Source organism: Phytomonospora sp. NPDC050363, assembly GCF_040655735.1.
GTDB lineage: Bacteria > Actinomycetota > Actinomycetes > Mycobacteriales > Micromonosporaceae > Phytomonospora.
In genome coordinates this window covers 404,064-422,561 of record NZ_JBFAKK010000002.1, presented here as the reverse complement: position 1 = coordinate 422,561, position 18,498 = coordinate 404,064, and the positions used below count along the sequence as shown (strand labels likewise).

General features: G+C 73.0%; 15 protein-coding genes. 8 read left to right on the top strand and 7 right to left on the bottom strand.

The annotated features are described in order from the left end of the window. Positions 1 to 162: 162 nt before the first annotated feature. Entirely contained in the window at positions 163 to 1,950 is a 1,788-nt protein-coding gene (locus AB0I28_RS06425; RefSeq protein WP_357490131.1) for an N-6 DNA methylase, read from the top strand. Here the strand turns inward: AB0I28_RS06425 and AB0I28_RS06420 are convergent. After that, positions 1,897 to 3,081: an exonuclease domain-containing protein gene (locus AB0I28_RS06420; protein ID WP_357490129.1), complete on the bottom strand. Its 1,185-nt coding sequence runs from the start codon at positions 3,079 to 3,081 to the stop codon at positions 1,897 to 1,899. The two genes, AB0I28_RS06425 and AB0I28_RS06420, sit on opposite strands and share 54 nt — an antisense overlap. Before the next feature lies 1 nt (position 3,082). Next, positions 3,083 to 3,445, bottom strand: a complete 363-nt coding sequence (locus AB0I28_RS06415; RefSeq protein WP_357490127.1) for an ArsC/Spx/MgsR family protein — start codon at positions 3,443 to 3,445, stop codon at positions 3,083 to 3,085. Positions 3,446 to 3,641: 196 nt separating this feature from the next. On the opposite strand from AB0I28_RS06415, the gene AB0I28_RS06410 reads away from it, so the two are divergent. The 4 genes from AB0I28_RS06410 (at position 3,642) to AB0I28_RS06395 (ending at position 9,635) form a co-directional block, all read left to right on the top strand. Continuing rightward, on the top strand, positions 3,642 to 4,799 hold the full coding sequence (locus tag AB0I28_RS06410) for a hypothetical protein (protein WP_357490125.1): 1,158 nt from the start codon (positions 3,642 to 3,644) through the stop codon (positions 4,797 to 4,799). An 18-nt stretch (positions 4,800 to 4,817) separates the two neighbouring features. Then, on the top strand, positions 4,818 to 5,357 hold the full coding sequence (gene soxR / locus AB0I28_RS06405) for a redox-sensitive transcriptional activator SoxR (RefSeq protein WP_357490852.1): 540 nt from the start codon (positions 4,818 to 4,820) through the stop codon (positions 5,355 to 5,357). 274 nt (positions 5,358 to 5,631) lie between these two features. Beyond that, a complete protein-coding gene (locus AB0I28_RS06400; RefSeq protein ID WP_357490123.1) occupies positions 5,632 to 8,475 on the top strand; it encodes a lamin tail domain-containing protein in 2,844 nt (947 codons plus the stop codon). Between the two features lie 77 nt (positions 8,476 to 8,552). Next, on the top strand, positions 8,553 to 9,635 hold the full coding sequence (locus tag AB0I28_RS06395; protein ID WP_357490121.1) for a WD40 repeat domain-containing protein: 1,083 nt from the start codon (positions 8,553 to 8,555) through the stop codon (positions 9,633 to 9,635). Positions 9,636 to 9,646: 11 nt separating this feature from the next. On the opposite strand, the gene AB0I28_RS06390 is transcribed toward AB0I28_RS06395, so the two are convergent. From AB0I28_RS06390 to AB0I28_RS06370, 5 genes are all read right to left on the bottom strand, one after another. Beyond that, entirely contained in the window at positions 9,647 to 10,831 is a 1,185-nt protein-coding gene (locus AB0I28_RS06390; RefSeq protein WP_357490119.1) for an FAD-dependent oxidoreductase, read from the bottom strand. Positions 10,832 to 10,911: 80 nt separating this feature from the next. Further along, positions 10,912 to 11,853, bottom strand: a complete 942-nt coding sequence (gene sigJ / locus AB0I28_RS06385; RefSeq protein ID WP_357490117.1) for an RNA polymerase sigma factor SigJ — start codon at positions 11,851 to 11,853, stop codon at positions 10,912 to 10,914. A gap of 65 nt (positions 11,854 to 11,918) precedes the next feature. Then, complete coding sequence (locus AB0I28_RS06380) at positions 11,919 to 13,346, bottom strand: FAD-dependent monooxygenase (protein WP_357490115.1); 1,428 nt, start codon at positions 13,344 to 13,346, stop codon at positions 11,919 to 11,921. 695 nt (positions 13,347 to 14,041) lie between these two features. After that, positions 14,042 to 14,686, bottom strand: a complete 645-nt coding sequence (locus tag AB0I28_RS06375; protein ID WP_357490113.1) for an HAD-IA family hydrolase — start codon at positions 14,684 to 14,686, stop codon at positions 14,042 to 14,044. After that, a complete protein-coding gene (locus AB0I28_RS06370; RefSeq protein WP_357490111.1) occupies positions 14,655 to 15,515 on the bottom strand; it encodes a DUF3027 domain-containing protein in 861 nt (286 codons plus the stop codon). Before AB0I28_RS06370 ends, AB0I28_RS06375 begins: the two co-directional genes overlap by 32 nt. A gap of 35 nt (positions 15,516 to 15,550) precedes the next feature. On the opposite strand from AB0I28_RS06370, the gene AB0I28_RS06365 reads away from it, so the two are divergent. Genes AB0I28_RS06365 through AB0I28_RS06355 form a run of 3 tightly spaced genes read left to right on the top strand, consistent with a single transcriptional unit; the run spans position 15,551 to position 18,457 of the window. Beyond that, positions 15,551 to 17,068, top strand: a complete 1,518-nt coding sequence (locus tag AB0I28_RS06365) for an MFS transporter (RefSeq protein WP_357490109.1) — start codon at positions 15,551 to 15,553, stop codon at positions 17,066 to 17,068. Then, positions 17,065 to 17,670 (top strand): futalosine hydrolase, encoded by a 606-nt coding sequence (locus AB0I28_RS06360; protein ID WP_357490107.1) that lies wholly within the window; start codon positions 17,065 to 17,067, stop codon positions 17,668 to 17,670. Before AB0I28_RS06365 ends, AB0I28_RS06360 begins: the two co-directional genes overlap by 4 nt. Then, positions 17,663 to 18,457: a 1,4-dihydroxy-6-naphthoate synthase gene (locus AB0I28_RS06355; RefSeq protein ID WP_357490105.1), complete on the top strand. Its 795-nt coding sequence runs from the start codon at positions 17,663 to 17,665 to the stop codon at positions 18,455 to 18,457. Before AB0I28_RS06360 ends, AB0I28_RS06355 begins: the two co-directional genes overlap by 8 nt. Positions 18,458 to 18,498: the final 41 nt, after the last annotated feature.

Genomic DNA, 18,498 nt, shown 5'->3' with positions numbered 1-18,498 from the left:
TTGGTCCGCGAGGGATCGGCTGACCGCCAGCGATCCCTTGTGGACGGTCAAATTAGCACGGTACGGACACGGTTACCCATCAGTGGTGTCAGCTATGTCAAATCTTCGATATCTTGCAACGGTCGAACACCTGACCTGGGCCTTACCGTTGGGAGCCAAGGAATGCCGGACGCGACGATGATCACCGCCGCCGACATCGCCAGACTGGCCAACGTCACGCGTGCGACGGTCAGCCACTGGCGCAAGAGGCACGCCGACTTCCCCGAGCCGGCCGGCGGCACCGCCGCCAGTCCCGCCTATGAGCGCGAGCAGGTCCTGTCCTGGCTGCGCGGGCACCGGCGGCTGCCCGAGCAGAGCCGGGCGGACACGCTGTGGGCCGAGCTGCGCCACACCGTCGACGCCTCGACGGTGCCGACGCTCGCCGCGATCCTGCTGCACCTGGAGAACGGCGGCCCGCGGGCATCCGATGTGGACCTCACGTGGACGGCCCTGGCGGCCGAGGTGGCCCCTGTCGCGGCGGCCCGGGGCGCCCGCCGCCTTTTCGACGAACTCCACGACCGCATGCTCGCCACCGTCGCCCCGCGCGCGCCGCACACTCCGCCGGAGCTGGCGGCGCTGATGGCCGCGATCGCCGGGCCCCGCCCGACGGTCCTCGACCCGGCCTGCGGTTCGGGGAACCTGCTGCTGGCCGCGCTGGCCGCCGGAGCGGGCCGCGTCCACGGCCACGAACGGGATCCCGGGCTGGCCGCGCTCAGCGGCGTCCGGCTCGCCTTCGACGGCGGGCGCGGCGAGATCACCGTCGACCGGCCTTTCGGCGAGCCCCGGACCGAGGCGCGCGGGCGGGCCTCGGCCGTCGTGTGCCACCCGCCCTTCAAGGAGCGCGCGACCGCCACGGGCCCCGACCCGCGCTGGACCTACGGGCGGCCGCCCCGCAACGAGTCCGAGCTCGCGTGGCTCCAGCACTGCCTGTGGCTGGCCGAACCGGGCGCGCCCGTCGTGCTGCTGCTGCCGCCGGCCGTCGCGTCGCGTCCCAGCGGGCGGGCGATCCGGGCCGAACTGCTGCGCCGGGGCGCGCTGCGGGCCGTGGTCGCACTGCCTCCGGGCGCGGCGCCGCCGGCGCATCTGGGGCTGCACCTGTGGATCCTCACCGCACCGACGGTCGACCTTCCACAAGGAACTCTGTTCGTCGACGGCTCGGCGTGCACCGACGCCCGCGAGGTCGCCTGGCGCCGGCTGTCGGAGCTGGTGCTGCCCGCATGGCGCGAGTTCGCCGACAGCGGCGAGATCCCGCCCACCGGCACCCGCCGGGTCGTACCCGCCGAGACGCTGCTGGACGACGCGGTCGACCTGACGCCGTCCCTGCACGTGGCGCACCAGCCGCTGGGCGCCGAGGTCGTCGCCTCGATGGCCGACGGCCTCACCGACGCGCTCGAACAGCGGCTGCGCGTCTTCCGCAAGGACCTGGGACGGCTGAGCTTCGCCGAGTCCGGCGCGCGCGCCCGGTGGGAGCTCCACACCGTCGCCGACCTCGAACGCGGCGGGGAGCTGGTCATCCTGCGCGCGGAGGTCCCGCAGGTCGGCGACATCGTGCTGCGCGGTGTCGGCGACCGGCGCGAGCCGACGGTCATCACCGAGGCGAACGCCGAGGCGGCCGGTTCGCGTTTCGTGCTGCGCCCGGCTCCCGGCCGGCTGGATCCGTCGTTCCTGGCCGGTTTCCTCGGCGGGCCGGCCAACAAGGCGCTCCTCGACCGCGGGCCGGGCCTGACCGGCGAGGTGGTCCGCCGCCTGACGGTTCCCGTGATCGCGTTGCCGGAGCAGCGCGCCCTCGGCCGCGCCTTCGCGATGCTGCGCGACTTCGAGGAGTCGGCCGAGCGGGTCACCGAGCTCGGCCGGACGCTACGGCGGACCGTCGAGGACGGCCTGGCCACCGGCGTGCTCGAACCCGGCTGACATCGCCCGCAGCATTCCTTCCACGGCCACCACGGGGATCCCGTAACGGCGTGCCGTGGTCGCCTTGCCCGACATGGAGTCGGGGTCGGCCGCCACGACCATCGCCGTCCGCCGCGACACGTGCCCGGCGACCGACAGGCCGGCCGCCTCGGCGACCTCGGCCCAGTACTCCTTGGTCTCGGCGAAGGATCCGGTGAGCACGACGACGTCGCCGGGCCGCAGCGCGAAACGCGGCGTGATCGGCTCGGCGGGCGAGGCCGGGACGGTCGGCAGGCCCAGCAGCCGGGCGCGTTCGGCGAGGTCGGCGCGGCCGACGCCCTGCGCGACGAGCCCGCGCAGGTAGGCGCGGTGGAGGCCGAGGACGTGGTCGCGGTCGAAGCCCTCGCCGGTGGCGATCTCGACGAGCTGGTCGGCCTCCGAGGCCGAGACGCAGCCGTCGAGGAGGGCGATGTCGACGGCCGTCAGGTACTTCACCGGGTCCCCGGGCGGGCCCTCGCGGGCGCGGGGGATGCGGGTGAGGAACTCACCGGGCACGTCGAAGAGGCTGCGATGGCGTTCGGCGACGAGGCCGTGCGGGAGGCCGGGCCAGCGCATCGAGGCGGCGGTCGTGGCCAGGACCGCCCAAGGCGGCGGATAGCCGGCGCGGCGGATGTAGACGCGCAGGAGGGCGGCGGTGGCGAGGGCGTCGTCGAGCGCCTCATGTGGACGGTCGCCGGTCAGGCCGATCGCGGCGCGGCAGTCGGCGAGGCTGCGGGCGTTGCCGGGGAGGTATTCGGCGGCCCAGGACATGGTGCACACGCCGTATTCGGCCAGGTGCGGTATGCCAAGGCCGAGGCGGGCGTACTCGGCGGACAGCAGCCGGCTGTCGAAGGAGATGTTGTGCACGACGGGGATCCGCCCGGCCATGCGCACGGCGATGTCACCGGCGATGTCGGCGAAGCGGGGCGCGCGGCGGGCGTCGGCGGCGCGGACGCCGTGCACGTCCTGGCGGCCGAGGTCGCGTTCGGGATTGACGAGGGTGTGCCAGCGGCCGGTGATCTCGCCGTGCTCGTCGGCGTGCACGATGGCGACCTCGACCACCCGGTCCCGGTTGTACAGGCCGGTGGTCTCCAGGTCGATGACGGCGTACACGTCAGGTCTTCTCGACCGCCGCGTCCAGCGCCGCCTCGTCGCGGGCGACCAGGGCGGTCCCGTCGTCGAAGATGAGGATGGGGCGCTGAATGAGGCTCGGGTGGGCGGCCATGGCCTCGATCCAGCGGGACCGGTCGGCCGGCTGCCTGGTCCAGGTCTCCAGGCCGAGTTCGGCGGCGGCCGGCTCGCCGGTGCGGCAGATGTCCCAGGGCTCGGCGCCCAGGCGGCGCAGGACCTCGGTGATCTCGGCGGCGGTGGGCGGATCCTCCAGGTACGGGCGGATCCGGTACCCGATGCCGCCGGCGTCGAGGCGGGCGCGGGCGCCGGCGCACTTGGAGCAGGATGGGTTATTCCACAGTTCCATGCGGGCATTATCGCGGGAGGCTGTGACTTTCACGGCCGGCGCATGATCGAACACGGAGAAATCGGGGTATGTCCTACAGCAGGACGTACGACCCGTTTCGACGCGACGTTAGGTTGAATTCCGCACTCCCGAAGGCCGAGAACTTGCACCGATGCTGTTGCATGGGTACCCGAGGACACCGTCACCGGAGGCTCCCTTGACCCCCGTACACCGCGAGATCGCCGCCCGACTCCGCCGAGTCGCGCGCCTGGCGAGAGAGGCGGCGCGGCAGCACGCCGACCGCAGTGAACAGCGCGCGATGCTCGCACACGACCGCCTGGTCGGCGCCGCGGAGGACGCCGACCGCGCGGCCCGCGTGGTGGGGTCGGGTGCCCGGCGGTGGCACGGAGTGGCGGCGCGGTACGCGGGCGCGGCCCTGGCCGCGACGGCCGTGGCGTACCTGCCCTACGGCGAGGCCCCGATGTGGGTGCTGTGCGTGGCCGTGGTCTTCGCCGGCCTGGCCGGCGGCAAACTCGCCACGGCGGCGCACCGCAGGCTCCGCCGCAAGCTCGGCAGCAAAGTCCCGCACGTCCCCGAACCCGTCGTCGCCGACGCCCTGACCGAACTGCGCCAGTCCCTTGTCGACGTTCGCGGCGACCTGCCCGCCCAGACCGCGCGGATCCCCCTGCGGCCGGTCGACCGGGGCGAATCGGTCACCGTCGGCGAGCTGCTCGCCAACGCCGAGACCTGCGTCTGCCAGGCCTACCAGGCCCTGTCCGACGAGGACTGGTACACCGGCTCGCACCGCTTCCCCGACGGCGCCTTCCGGCACGAGTCGGACGGCTGCGCGCTGGCGGTCACCTCCGGACGCGTCTCGCGGGCCCTGCGCCCGGTCATGTGGTCGCTCCTGCGGCTCGACAGCACCCGCGAGTACGTCGCCAACGCCGTCGGGCGCCTGGCCACCGCCCGCGACCTCATGCTCCAGTCGGCGATGCGCCTCGACCACCCGCCGACACGCGGCCTCGGCCCCGCCGCCCGCGACACCTTCGCCGTCTGCTGCGGGCTCGTGGCGACCCTCCTCGCCTGGTTCACCGTCGGCTCGCCCATCGCCGTGGTCGTGGCCTTCCTCGTCGCCACCGTCGTGTCCGACGTCGTCGCCGCCCGCTCGGCCCGCCTCGGGCGCCTCGAACCGGCCGTCGCCGAAATGCACTGCGCCGAACTCGCCGGAATACTCACCGAACTCGCCGACGGCCCCGCCGCCGGCGCCGCGACGACCGCCGCCAGGCGCAACGCGCAGGTCGCGGCGGACTTCATGATCGAGGCGGTGGCCGACCTCGCCGCCCGCGCCGTTGGGCTCAAGCCGAATCAAAGTTAAGGTTCAACGGTGAACCAGATCTCACCGTCGTGCACCGAACTGACCGTCGGCCAGGTCGCCGAACGCTCGGGGCTGGCCGTGTCCGCGCTGCACTTCTACGAGCGCAAGGGCCTCATCGAGTCGCGCCGGACCAGCGGGAATCAGCGCCGGTACCGCCGCGACATCTTGCGCCGCGTGGCGTTCATCCGCGCCTCGCAGCGCCTGGGCATCCCGCTGTCGACGATCCGCGAGGGCCTCGCGCTGCTGCCCGACGGGCGCACGCCGACGCAGGGCGACTGGGTCCGCCTCGCGCACGCCTGGCGCACGGTCCTCGACGCGCGCATCGCCGAGATGAACCACATGCGCAACACCCTCGCCGGATGCATCGGCTGCGGCTGCCTGTCGCTGGAGCACTGCATGCTCGCCAACCCCGACGACACCCTCGGCGCCGAAGGCGGCACCGGCCCACTGCGGCTCTTCCCGCAGGACGAGCGGCAGATCGCCGTCGCGGTCCCCACCACAACGGACGTCCCTGACGACCTGGCCGACTACGACTGCACGAGCTGCGACGTCGCCTAGAAGGGACGTAACCGCCGACCAAGAGCCTCCAGCCGCGCGGCCACACCGGGAACCCGCCGGCCCAGCCGTACCCAAACCCCGGGGTCCCGGCACCGGAGGCGGTGCCGCAGCCCGATCCCCTACCTCTCAGGCGGTCTCGTCAGCCGCCGACCAACGAACGCTGAGCGAACGGCCACCGAAACCTTCCCGCTCGCCTGCCCCGGGGACCACCGGCCTGATAACTTTCGCCAGGCACACTCGACCCCTCCCTTCTCCCATCCCTCAGGAGCATTACGTGCCCCTACCCAGGATTCGCGCGGCGAGCGGCACGACCGCCCTCGTACTCGCCGCCGCCATCGCGCCGCTTGCCGCGGCTCCCGCGTGGAGCGCGCCCTCGGCCGACCTAGTCGTCAACGAGGTCTACGGGGGCGGCGGCAACTCCGGCGCCACCCTCAACCAGGACTTCATCGAGCTCGCCAACCGCGGCTCGGCGCCCATCGACCTGACCGGATGGTCGGTGCAGTACCACTCGCGCAGCGGCACGGGCACGTGGCAGGTCACGCCGCTGTCGGGAACGCTGGCGCCGGGCGCCTTCTACCTGATCGCCGAGGCGAAGGGAACCGGTGGCACGCAACCGCTTCCGGCGCCCGACGTCACCGGCACGATCCCGATGGGCGGCAGCGACGGCACCGTCGCGCTGGTCAACGGCTCCACCGCGCTCACCTGCACCGACGCCGACTGCGGCGGTGTCGCGTCCATTAAGGACCTCGTCGGCTACGGCACGGCGCTCATCCGTGAGGGCACACCGGTCGGCGGCGCCTCGGCGACGCAGTCGGTACAGCGCGCCGCCGGCGCCGACAGCGACGTGAACTCCGCCGACTTCACCGCGGCCGTCCCGACCCCGAAGGCCGCCAACGGCACGCCCGACCCGGATCCGACCTGCCCGGCCGAGCCCGGCCCGGCGCGGATCCACGACATCCAGGGCGACACCTGGATCTCCGGCTTCGACGACCAGACCGTCACCGACGTCCCCGGTGTCGTCACGGCCGTGCGCACCGCCGGCGGCCGCGCCTTCTGGATCCAGGAGCCGCAGCCCGACGGCGACGCCGCCACCAGCGAGGCGATCCTCGTCTACGTCGGCTCCACCGGGTCGATGGACGTCGCCGTCGGCGACGCGGTGATGGTCTCCGGCAAGGTCCAGGACTACTACCCGGTCCCCTCCGGCGAGACCTTCCCGAACGTGTCGAGCCTGTCGACCACCGAGATCACCAGCCCGTCGATCGCGGTCTGCTCCAGCGGGAATCCCGTCCCCGCCCCCGAACTGATCACGCCCGACACCATCCCCGGCGTCTACGCCCCGGTCTCGCCGACCGGGAACATCGAGGACCTCGGCACGGTCGACCCGGTCCGGTCCACTCTGGACTTCTGGGAGAGCCGCGAGGGCATGAACGTCCAGGTCGACGACGCCCGTGTGGTCGGCGCCGGCAACGAGTACGGCGAGATCTACATCACCGCCAAGCCCGCCGAGTTCGCCTCGCCGCGCGGCGGAACGGTCAACACCGGCTACGACGCCACCCCGACAGGGCGCATCGTCGTCACCCCCATCACCGGTGACGCCCCGCTCGCCGACGTCGGGTCCGTGTTGACCGGCGCCACGTCCGGGCCGGTGGACTACTCGCTCTTCGGCGGCTACGGGATCGTGGCGACCACCGTCGGCGGCGTCACGCCGAGCGGCATCGAGCGCGAGACGGCCGAGCCGCAGGCCGCCGACCAGCTGTCGGTGGCGACCTACAACGTCGAGAACCTCAGCCCGAAGAACCCGGCGAGCAAGTTCGCGCAGCTGGCCGAGGGCGTCGTGGACAGCCTCGCCTCTCCCGACGTCGTCGTGCTGGAAGAGATCCAGGACAACACGGGCCCGACCAACGACGGTGTCGTCGACGCCGCGCAGACCCTCGACCAGTTCACCGCGGCGATCGTCGCGGCCGGCGGTCCCGCCTACGAGTGGCGCCAGATCAGCCCGGAGAACGGCGAGGACGGCGGGCAGCCCGGCGGCAACATCCGGGTGGCGTTCCTGTTCAACCCCGAGCGGGTGTCCTTCGTGGACCGCGCCGGCGGGGACGCGACGACCCCGACCACGGTCACCGCCGACACCGACGGGACGGCCGCGCTGAGCGCCTCGCCCGGCCGTGTCGACCCGGGCAACACCGCGTGGGAGAGCAGCCGCAAGCCCTTGGCCGGTGAGTTCCTCTTCGGTGGCGAGAAGGTCATCGTCATCGCCAACCACTTCAACTCCAAAGGCGGCGACCAGAACGCCGACGGCCGCTTCCAGCCGGCGACGCGCTCCTCGGAGGTCCAGCGCATCGCGCAGGCCACCTCGGTCAACGCCTTCGTGAAGTCCGTTCTGGACGTCGACGGCGCGGCCAACGTCGTGGTCGCCGGTGACATCAACGACTACCAGTTCAGCCCGGCCCTGGCCGCGCTGACCGACGGCGGCGTGCTCAACGACCTGATCAACACGCTGCCGGAGAACGAGCGCTACACCTACGTCTACAACGGCCTGTCGCAGGTGCTCGACCACATCCTGGTCTCGCCGGCGCTGTCCGATGTGGAGTACGACGTGGTGCACATCAACGCCGAGTTCTCCGAGCAGGCCAGCGATCACGACCCGCAGGTCGCGCGGCTTCGCCCGGCGACGCTTCCCGCGTGCACCAGCACGATCACCGGCGACCACGTCGGCGTGCTGCGCGTGACGACGGGCGTGGTCTGCCTTGACGGCGCCACCCAGATCGGCGCCGTGACGGTCAGTCCGGGCGCGAGCCTGCTGGTGTCGGACTCGACGCTGATCGGGGCCGTGTCGGTCAATGGAGCCGCTTACACGCAGGTCTGCGGCACGACCCTGCTGGGCGCGCTGTCGGTTCGCGGCGGCACCGGCCCGGTGGTGCTCGGTGACGGCGGCGAGTGCGCGGCCAACACGCTGACCGGCGTGATCTCACTGAGCGGCAACACCGGCGGCGTCCTCGTCGGCGGCAACCGGATCACCGGGGCGCTGTCCTGCTCGGGCAACGACCCGGCGCCGGTCAACGGCGGCTTCGCCAACCGCGTCCTGGGCCGTGCCTCCGGGCAGTGCTCGGGGCTGTAGGCCCCAGATCGCAGGCCCCGCCCGGGATTGCGGGCGGGGCCTTTCCCATGTCGCAGGGCCGGGCTAGCCTGCCCGGCATGTCCGATCGACGTGAGATCAACCGCATCGTCCTGCCCGAACAGCCGGGGACCCGGCCCATCGCCCGCGCGGGCCTCGCCGCGACACCGGACGGCCCGCTCGTCTTCGGGCCCTTCGGGGAGGGCGGGGTGTGGACCTGGGACCCGCGCACGGACGGGTTCGCCTCGCGCGATCTCGTCCACACCGGCTACGACCTGCACCTCGTGGACTACACCGGCGCCCACGACCTGCTCTACGAGACGGCCTTCGTGTGGCACGAGGGGCGGCCGCTGCTGTTCGCCGGATCCCACTTCGACGACCCCGAGGAGCACGTCCACGACGACGGGGAAGAGGACTGCGTCGACTGGGAGGACGAGGACGGCCGCACCGAGGCCGGCGCCTCGGTGCGGCTCTACGACGTCGCCACCGGCGAACTGGTCAACGGCCCGGTCATCGGTCACGAGTGGCACGTCTGGGGCATGGCCGCACTGTCCACACCGGACGGACTGCTCGGCCTTTCCGGTGGCGGCGACGGCTGCACCCGGGCGGTCGCGTGGAACCTCGACGAGGGCACCGCGATCGGCGAGCCGCTGACCGGGCACCTCGACGGCGTCTCCGCGACCGCGATCGCGCTCGACGGCGGCCGCGCGGTCGGGCTGACCGGGAGCCACGACTCCACGGTCCGGGCCTGGGACATGCGCGAGGCCACCGAGATCGGCTCGGCGTGGACACTGCCGAGTCAGGTCCGCGCGGTCGCATTGTCGCGTGTGGACGGCCGGGCGACGATCCTCGCGGGCGGTGACTTCCCCGAGATCCACCTGCGGGACCTGGAGTCGGGTGAGGAGCGCGCCCGCCGGATCCCGGGCGAGGGCAGGCGCCTGTCGACGCTGCTGACCGTCTCGCCCGGCGGCCGCGAGCTCGTCCTGGCCTGCGGATACGAGGGGGCGGTGCGGATCTGGGATCCCGCCGACGGTTCCGAGGCGGCCGCGCCGCTCACCGCGGGAGGCCGCCTCTCGCTGCTCGCCGCCGGGGAGGTCGACGGCCGCGTGCTGGCCGTGACGAGCGGCGACGGGGCCGTGCGGCTGTGGGATCCCTTCGCCTGAAGGGATCCCGGTCACCGAGCGGCGTCGGATCGGGCCCGGTCGACGACGACCCGGCGACGGCGGCGCGGGAGCAGCAGCGTCGGGTGGGCGGTCCCCCAGGCCGCTCCCCGGCAGATGAGCTCCTTGTACCTGGCCGCGAACCGGCCCGTCATCGCCTCGGGCTTGGCGGTGTCGTCCTCGTGGACCTTCTGGATGAGGGCGTCGCGTCGGCCGAGGCTCACGCACTGCTGGCTGTACCCGATCGTCGTGGTCGGCACCTCCCCGCCGGTGAGCCGCGCGGTGATGACGTCGGCGGCGTGCCAGCTCAGCGGAATGCCCGAGGCGCACGACATCCGCAGCGTCTTGCCGCCCGCGCCCTCGGCGTGGGCGGCGTCGCCGACGGCGTAGACGTCGGGGTGCGAGACGGAGCGAACGCTGGCGTCGACGATGATCCGGCCGTTCGGCGCGACGGCGAGGGTGGAGGCCGCCGCGATCGGGTGGACGGCGAAGCCGGTCGTCCACACCGTCACCTCGGCGGGGATGTCGCCGCCGTCGCCGGTGGTCACGGCGGACGCGGACACGGAGGTGATGTCGGTGTGCTCGTGGACGGTCACGCCGAGCCGGCCGAGAACCGCGCGCAGGTGCTCGCGGCCCTTCTCGCCGAGCCAGTCGCCCAGCTCGCCGCGCGTGACGAGCGCGACGTCGAGGTCGGGCCTCGACTCGGCGATCTCGGTGACCGACTCGATGCCGGTCAGGCCGCCGCCGGCGACCAGGACGGTCGCGCCCGCCGGCAGCGCGGCGAGGCGATCCCGCAGGCGCAGCGCCGAACCCTTCCCGGCGACATTGTGGGCGTGCTCGGCGACACCGGGCACGCCGTGGTCGGCGACGGCGCTGCCCAGGGCGTAGACGAGCGTGTCGTAGGCGATCTCGGCCGGGCCGCCGGCCTCTTCGACGGCGACGGTCTTGGCGTCGGGGTCGATGGCGGTCACCCACGCGGTGCGCACCTTCACGCCGGTTCCGGCGAGGATCGCGGTCAGCGGGCGGCTCTTGAGGCGCTGCCCGGTCGCGAGCTGGTGCATGCGGACCCGCTCGACGAACTCGGTGTCGGCGTTGACGAGGGTGATCTCGACGTCGTCACGGTGGAGGCTCCTGGCCAGGCGCCCGGCGGCGCTGGTCCCGGTGTATCCGGCGCCGAGGACGACGATGCGGTGCTTCATGGCTCACTCCTGTCGGGATGTGTACGCCTCCTGAACCGGGCGGCGGCGCGTTTCCTGACAGGAAAGGACTGTGATGTGGGTCACCAGCCAAGGTCGAGAGGGCTCCCGTGGTCCTCCGTGGCGGCCCAGGCGCGCGTGAAGCGGACGAGCTTCTCGGGGTTGGCGTGCATGCGGATCGCGGCGATGCCGTCGGCGGTCGGCTCCAGCGAGAACACGCCGATCACGCGCTCCCCCTCGACCATCACCAGCGCCGGCTCGTTGTTGACCACGGCCGCGAACACCAGTCCGCCGGCGGCGAACTCCCGCGACCGCGAGGAGCGCAGCAGCCCGCGCATGAACCGCGCCACCTGGAGCCGGCCGGCGACCGGCGTGCCGAGACTGGGCACGATCCCGCCGCCGTCACCGGCGCCGATCGCGCCGTCGGCGAGCAGTTCGACGAGCGGTTCGGTGCGCCCGCTGACCGCGGCGGCCAGGAACTCCTCGACGATGCGGCGGGCGTCGGCGGCGGTCACCTCGACGCGGGGGCGGTCGTCGGCGAGGTGCTGCTTGGCGCGGCGGTGGAGCTGCTGGCTGTTGGCCTCGCTGATGTCGAGGATCGCGGCGATCTCGTCGTGCCGGTAGCCGAAGGCCACGCGCAGGACGTAGACCGCGCGCTCCTTGGGCGGCAGCAGTTCCATGAGGTCGAGCATGGCCATGGACACCGACTCGCGCTGCTCGGCGGTGTCGGCCGGGCCGAGCATCGTGTCACCGGCCAGCACCGGCTCGGGGAACCACTGGCCGACGTATGTCTCGCGCCGCGCGCGGGCGGAGGTGAGCTGGTTGAGGCACAGGTTGGTCAAGACCTTGGTGAGCCAGGCCTCGGGGACCAGGACGTGTTCGCGGTCGGCGGACTGCCAGCGCAGGAAGGTGTCCTGGACGGCGTCCTCGGCGTCGCTCGCCGAGCCCAGGAGGCGGTAGGCGATGGCCTCCAGGCGTGGCCTGGCGGCCTCGAAGAGCGTGACTTCCCGCTGGCTGACCGGCATGACCGCAAGATTAGCGGCGCCCGGCCGGCGGGCGCCGCTTCTCGTGCGAGGTCGTGTCGCGCGCCTCAGGCGAGACCGGCGGCGGTCAGGGCGCGGTCGATCGCGTCACCGTCGGCGCCGTCGGCCGCCCAGGCGACGTAGCCGTCGGGGCGGACGAGGACGGTCGTCGCGGTCGGCTCGGCGGGGGTCACCACAGCGAAGTGACCGTCCACAGTGGCCTTGGCGCCCTCGCCGAGGACCAGGACGTGGCGGCCCCCGCGCAGCTCCTCGTAGAGACGGCCGTCCACAAGGGACACGTCGGGGGCGCGCTCGCCGACCAGCCGGTGCGCGCCTTTCGGTGCGGCGTAGGCGATCGCGACACCGGAGAGCGTGCCGGTCGCCTTGCGGGCGGCGAGCGGGATGCTCATCGCGGTCTTGACGAGGACGTTGCGCAGGCCGCGGGCGGCGTTGGATCCCAGCAGTGCCAGGCGAAGGATCGCGCCGCTGCTCTTGAGGACGCCGCGGCCCACCGGGTGGCGTTCGGCGTGGTAGGTGTCGAGGAGGCCGTCGGGGGCCCGGCCGTGGACGGCGGCGGCGAGTTTCCAGCCGAGGTTGGCGGCGTCCTGGAGGCCGGTGTTCATGCCCTGCCCGCCGGCCGGGGAGTGGACGTGGGCGGCGTCGCCGGCGAGGAAGACGCGGCCGACGCGGTAGCGCTCGACCTGGCGTTCGTCGCTGTGGAAGCGGGAGGTCCAGCGCGGGTCGTGCATGCCGTGGTCGGTGCCCAGGACGCTGGTCATGAGGGTGCGCAGCTCCTCGAAGTCGACCGGGGCGGAGTCGGGGAGCTGCTTGTGGCGGTCCCAGGCGATGACGCGGTGCCAGCCGTCGCCGAAGGGGGCGGTGAACACGAAGCCGGCCTCACCGCTGTTGGCGGTGAGGACCTCGGCGGGCGGGTCGGACATCTTCACGTCGGCAAGGACGACCGACAAGACCGCCGATTCGCCGGGGAAGTCCATGCCGAGGGCCTGGCGGACGACGCTGCGGTGGCCGTCGGTGCCGACCACGTAGGAGGCGCGGTGGGTGGCCGTGGCGCCCGACTCGTCGACGGTGTCGACCTCGGCGCCGGTGTCGTCCTGGCGCAGGGCGGTGACCTTGAGGCCGCGGACGATGGTCGCGCCGGCGGCGAGGGCCCGGCGCTCCAGGACGTTCTCGGTCTCGTACTGGGGGGTGACCAGGAGGTAGGGGAAGCGGGTCGGGAGCTTGCCGAGGTCGAGTTCGACGCTGCCGAACAGGCGCAGGGACTGGAGCTTCTGGCCGGTGGCGGCCAGTTCGTCGGCGACGCCGCGGGCGTCGAGCTGCTCCATCGTGCGGGCGTGGACGGCGAAGGCGCGGGTGAGGTTCGACTCCGCCGAGCGGCGCTCGACGACGGTGACGGCGACGCCGGCCGCCGCGAGGTCGCCGGCGAGCAGGAGACCGGTGGGGCCGGCGCCGATGACGAGAACGTCGGGGGTGGGCATGGTGGCGCCTCCTCGGGGTGGCGGGTGGGGGCGGACGGGTGGTCAACTGGTGTTGGCCAACGGCTGTTGACTTGAAGTCTGGCATGGGGTGCGGGGAAATGTCAACGGGTGTTGGCGAGAGGGCTGTTGGGGTGGTGTGGGGGGTGGTTTGGGGGTGGTTTGGGGGTGGTGTGGGGGGTGGTTTGGGGGATGGTGGCGAGGGCTGCGGGGCGGCGGCCGTGGAGGCAGGACGGGGGCGGGGCCAGTTGGTGGTTGCGGGGCGGCCTCGGAGGCGGGGGCACGGGAGCCGGCAGCCTTGGGGCTGGGCCGATTGCGGGCGCGAGGGCGGCGAGCGCGTTGTCCACAACCGGCGAGTTATCCACAGGCCCGGCCGCTGAGCCCTACACACCCACGCCTGGCGCCCCTCTACTGTCAGAAGTGGGAGGCGGCCTGGGCGGCCCCACGGCTTCGATCGGCCGTCGGACCACCCCACGCCGCTCCACGGCTTCGATCGGCCGTCGGACCACCCCACGCCGCTCCACGGCTTCGATCGGCCGTCAGACCACCCCGACACGGCGCCCCACGCTTGCGGTCCCCCGCTACCCCACCCCGAACACGACGCGGCGGCGGCGCCGGTCACCCGCCCCGCACCATCTCAAGCCACCACCCCGAGCCACAACCCCACGGCCCCATCACGAACCGAGACGGCCCACCCGTCACCCCACCCCGAGCACGATCCCCCGCAACTCCCCCAGCGCCCCGATCCGGTACGCCGCCCCCGAGAAGTCGTCCTCCGCCGTGAAGTCGTTGTGCACCACCGCGCACTCGATCCCCGCCGCCACCGCCGAACTCAACCCCCGCGCCGAGTCCTCCACGACCAGCGTCTCCTCCCGGGCGGCGCCGAAGCGCTTCAGCCCGGCCAAGTACGGCTCCGGGTGCGGCTTGGCGCGCTCGTAGTCCTCGCGCACCAGCACGAAGTCCATGAACCGCCTGATGCCGCGATTCTCGTGAATGATCTCGAAGTCCACGCGCTTCGCGGTCGTCACGATCGCCATCCGCACGTGCTTCGACAACTCCGCCAACGCCTCGACGACGCCCTCGATCTCGATGGCCTCGGTGCGCAGATACTCCCGGTAGTAGGCGTCACGAACCGCGCGCTGCCTGCCGATGACCTCTTCGCCGACGCCCGCCGCCCTGGCCTGTGCCCACGTACCCAGACCCCGCGCCATGTCCCGCAGGTACCGGTCCTTGTCCAGGCTCACCCCGATGTCGGCGAGGGCGCGCTCCCCCGCCCGGTGATACCAGAACTCGGTGTCCACCAGGACCCCGTCATGGTCGAAGAGAACGAACTTCTTCGTCACCGTTCCGACCCCCGGCCGCCGCCGAACCCGCAACCGAGCCCGCCGCTAACTCCCCTTCCAGGGACTCCACCGCGTTGTCGTCGTACACCGTCTCCAGCGTGTCGACCGGCACGTCCGCCGCCACCAGCACCTCCGAGTGCGCCCCGCACCCGTGGTCGGCCGACACCGCACGCGCGTCGTCGGCGGCGTACAGGTTCCCGCACACCCCGAACATCTGCCGCAGCGAACCCGCCAGCGGCAGGAAGAATCCACACGTCCCGCACCGCGCGTCGGCGGGCGCGCTCGTCGCGATCTCCGCCTCGGGCCCGGAATCGCCCTCGTACCAGCGTTGCGCGGTCTCCATGCGCCCCTCGCGGTTCATCACGCGAGTCCGCCCCACACCGAGCTCGAACGCGATGTCCTCCACCGCGTCGTCGTCGGAGTACGTGTAGGCCGGCATCAACCGGTCGTCGTCGGGCGCGGTGGGCAGCAGGTCGCCGGCCCCGACATCCCCGGGCGCGAGCCGGTCCGACCACGGCACCCACACGGGCGCGCTGATCGCGTCATGCCCCGGCAGCAGCGCCGTCTCGCACACCGTGACCTTGCGGGCCCTCGGCGCACGCGTGACGACCACCGCCCAGTGCCAGCCCTTGTACCCGGGCAGCTCGCACTCGAAGAGGTGGGTGACGAGCCGCTCGCCCTCGTTGACGGCATCGGCGTACTCGCCGACGCCCTCCGCGCCGGTCTCGTCCAGCGCGTCACGGGCGACGTCGATGGCGTCGGCGCAGGTGCGGTCGAGTCGGGCGCGGCGAGTCGCGATGCTGGTGGTCACGAGCCTATTGTTGCTCACGGTCAGTGGTCGCCGGGAACGGGGATGATAGGGCAGTGCGCCGACTCATCGTCACGCTCTTCCGCGCCGTCCGGGCGATCGCCCGCGGCGTGATCGCCGTCGCGCGCGGCTTCGCCGGTTTCGCCCGCCGCCAGGTGGGTTCGGCCCGCGAAAAAGGCGGCGGCGGCGAGACCGGAATGATGCGACTCCTCGACCTCCACGCCGCCTCCTGCGCCGGCGACACCCTCGTCGCCATCGGACTCGCCGGCACCATCTTCTTCAACGTCCCCATCGACCAGGCCCGCGGCCAGGTCGCCCTCTACCTCCTCATCACCATGGCGCCCTTCGCCCTACTGGCGCCCCTCGTCGGCCCCGTCCTCGACCGCGTCCGCCACGGTCGCCGCTACGCCCTGGCCGCGACCATGCTCGGCCGCGCGTTCCTCGTCTGGATCGCCTCCGACAACCTCGACGGCCTCGGCCTCTACCCCGCCGCCTTCGGCATCCTCCTGCTCTCCCGCTCCTACGGCGTCGCCCGCAGCGCCGCCCTCCCCCGCCTGCTCCCCGAACGCCTCACCCTCGTCGAAGCCGGCGCCCGCGCATCCCTCTACGGAACCGTCGCCGGCGCCGTCGTCCTCCCCCTCGGCCTGCTCGCCATCTGGTTCGGCCCCGAATGGACCCTGCGCGCCGCCGCCGTCGTGTTCCTCGTCGGCATGGTCTGGGCCCTGCGCCTGCCACCCCGCACCGACTCCCAGCCCCCCGAGACCGTCCCCCGCCTCTTCCAGCTCCCCGGCCGCCGCACCGCCCGCGTCCTCACCGGACGCCTCGTGTGGGCGAGCCTGCTCGGCTCGGCCGCCCTCCGCTTCTGCTACGGCTTCCTCACCCTCTACCTCGCCTTCCGCGCCCGCGCCGGCGACTTCCCCATCACCGGCCGCCTCCCCCAGCAACTCGCCCTCGGCGTCGTCGCCGCCGCACTCGCCATCGGCACCTTCGCCGCGACGGCCGCCTTCGCCCGCCGCAGCATCCACCGGCCCCTGCGCGTCCAGACCGCCGCGCTCGCCGCGACCTTCACCGTCGCCGTCGGCGCCGCCGGCGTCTACAACCTCGGCAGCGTCGCCGCCCTGTGCGTGGTCACCGCGGCGGCCGCCGGCGCGGCGAAACTCGCCGGCGACGCCGTCATCCAAGAACGCGTCCGACCCGAATTCCGCGCCTCGGCCTTCGCCCACTCCGAGACCCTGCTCATCCTCGCCTGGGTCGCCGGCGGCGGCCTCGGCCTCGTCCCCTTCAACGGCCCCCTCGGCATCGCCGTCATGGCCATCGCCGTGCTCGCCGCCACGATCAAGACCGCCGTCAGCGCCCGCGGCCTGCGCGGCGAGCGCCTCACCGGCTCCGATCCGCACCTGCTCGACGAGGCGCCGGTCACCGAATCGGGCGCCGAGACCGTCGGCACGGAGGCACCCACCGTCAGTACGCCCGAACCGTTCGCCACCGACGGCGAGAACGACGCCCCCGCCGGTTACCACCTGTACCGACCCGGCAAGCGCTCCAGGGCGGAGGACTACCCTGACAACCCGTGACTCTCCTCATCGTTACGGCGGTCGACGCCGAACGCGACGCGGTGCGCGCGGGACTCAAGGACAACGCCGACATTTCCGTTCAGACCATCGGTCTGGGTCCCGCACAGGCCGCCGCGGCCACCACACTCCTCCTCACCAAGGGCAATTACCGGGGCGTCGTCAGCGCGGGCATCGCCGGCGCCTTCGCCGGGCGCGCCGAGATCGGCGACACGGTCGTCGCGACGCGCGCGATCGCCGCCGACCTGGGCGCCCAGAGCCCGCGCGGCTGGCTGCCGGTCGTCTCCCTCGGCTTCGGCGGCGTCAGCTCCATCAGCGCCGACTCCTCCATCACCGCCAACGTCGACGGGCACCGCGGCGCCGTGCTGACGCTGGCCACCGTCACCGGGACCCAGGAGACCGCCGACGAACTCGCCGGCCGCTATCCCGACGCCCACGCCGAGGCCATGGAGGGCTTCGGGGTGGCCACCGCCGCGAAGCTCCTGGGGGTGCCCTTCGCCGAGATCCGCACGATCTCCAACATCGTCGGCCCCCGCGACAAGGACGGCTGGCGTCTGCAGGACGCCTTCGCGGCCCTCACGAAGGCGGTCGGCGGCCTTGCTTGAGCTCGCCTACTCTCCCTGCCCCAACGACACGTTCACGTTCCACGCGTGGACGCACGGGCTCGTCGGCGGGCCGGAGGTCTCGGTGACCTACGCCGACGTCGACGTGACCAACCACGCCGCCGAGCGCGGTGAGTTCGACGTCGTGAAGGTCTCCTACGCCGCTCTGCCGTGGCTGCTGGACAAGTACGAGCTGCTGCCCTGCGGCGGCGCTCTCGGGCGCGGGTGCGGTCCGCTGGTCCTGACGGCCGGGCGCACCGACCTCGCCGGGGCCGTCATCGCCGTGCCGGGCGAGCGCACGACGGCCTATCTGCTGTTCCGTCTGTGGCTGGCGGGTGTGGAGCCGGGGCGGATCGAGGTCGTGCCGTTCCACGAGATCATGCCGGGGGTCCGCGACGGGCGCTTCGACGCCGGTCTGGTGATCCACGAGGCGCGTTTCACCTACCACCGGTACGGGCTGACGTCCCTCGCCGACCTGGGCGAGTGGTGGGAGGGCGAGACGGGCACGCCGATTCCGCTGGGTGCGATCCTGGCCCGCAAGGGCCTGGACACGGCGGAGTTGACCGAGACGATCCGGGCGTCGGTGCGTTACGCGTGGGCGCATCCGGAGGCGTCGCGGGACTATGTGGTCGAGCACGCCCAGGAGATGGCCGACGACGTGGTCGCGCAGCACATCGGGCTGTACGTGAACTCGTTCACCGAGGACCTGGGCGACGAGGGGTACGCGGCCGTGCGGACGCTGCTCGGGCGGGCGGCCGAGGCCGGGCTGGTGCCGAAGGTCGCGTTGTAGGTCGCGGCTGACCGGGGTGGCGGTGGGCCGGGGCGGCGGTG

Coding starts and splice junctions, on each gene's coding strand:
- AB0I28_RS06425 (WP_357490131.1), top strand. CDS start 163: ATGCCGGACGCGACGATGATCACCGCCGCCGACATCGCCAGACTGGCC.
- AB0I28_RS06415 (WP_357490127.1), bottom strand. CDS start 3,445: ATGGAACTGTGGAATAACCCATCCTGCTCCAAGTGCGCCGGCGCCCGC.
- AB0I28_RS06395 (WP_357490121.1), top strand. CDS start 8,553: ATGTCCGATCGACGTGAGATCAACCGCATCGTCCTGCCCGAACAGCCG.
- AB0I28_RS06390 (WP_357490119.1), bottom strand. CDS start 10,831: ATGAAGCACCGCATCGTCGTCCTCGGCGCCGGATACACCGGGACCAGC.
- sigJ (WP_357490117.1), bottom strand. CDS start 11,853: ATGCCGGTCAGCCAGCGGGAAGTCACGCTCTTCGAGGCCGCCAGGCCA.
- AB0I28_RS06380 (WP_357490115.1), bottom strand. CDS start 13,346: ATGCCCACCCCCGACGTTCTCGTCATCGGCGCCGGCCCCACCGGTCTC.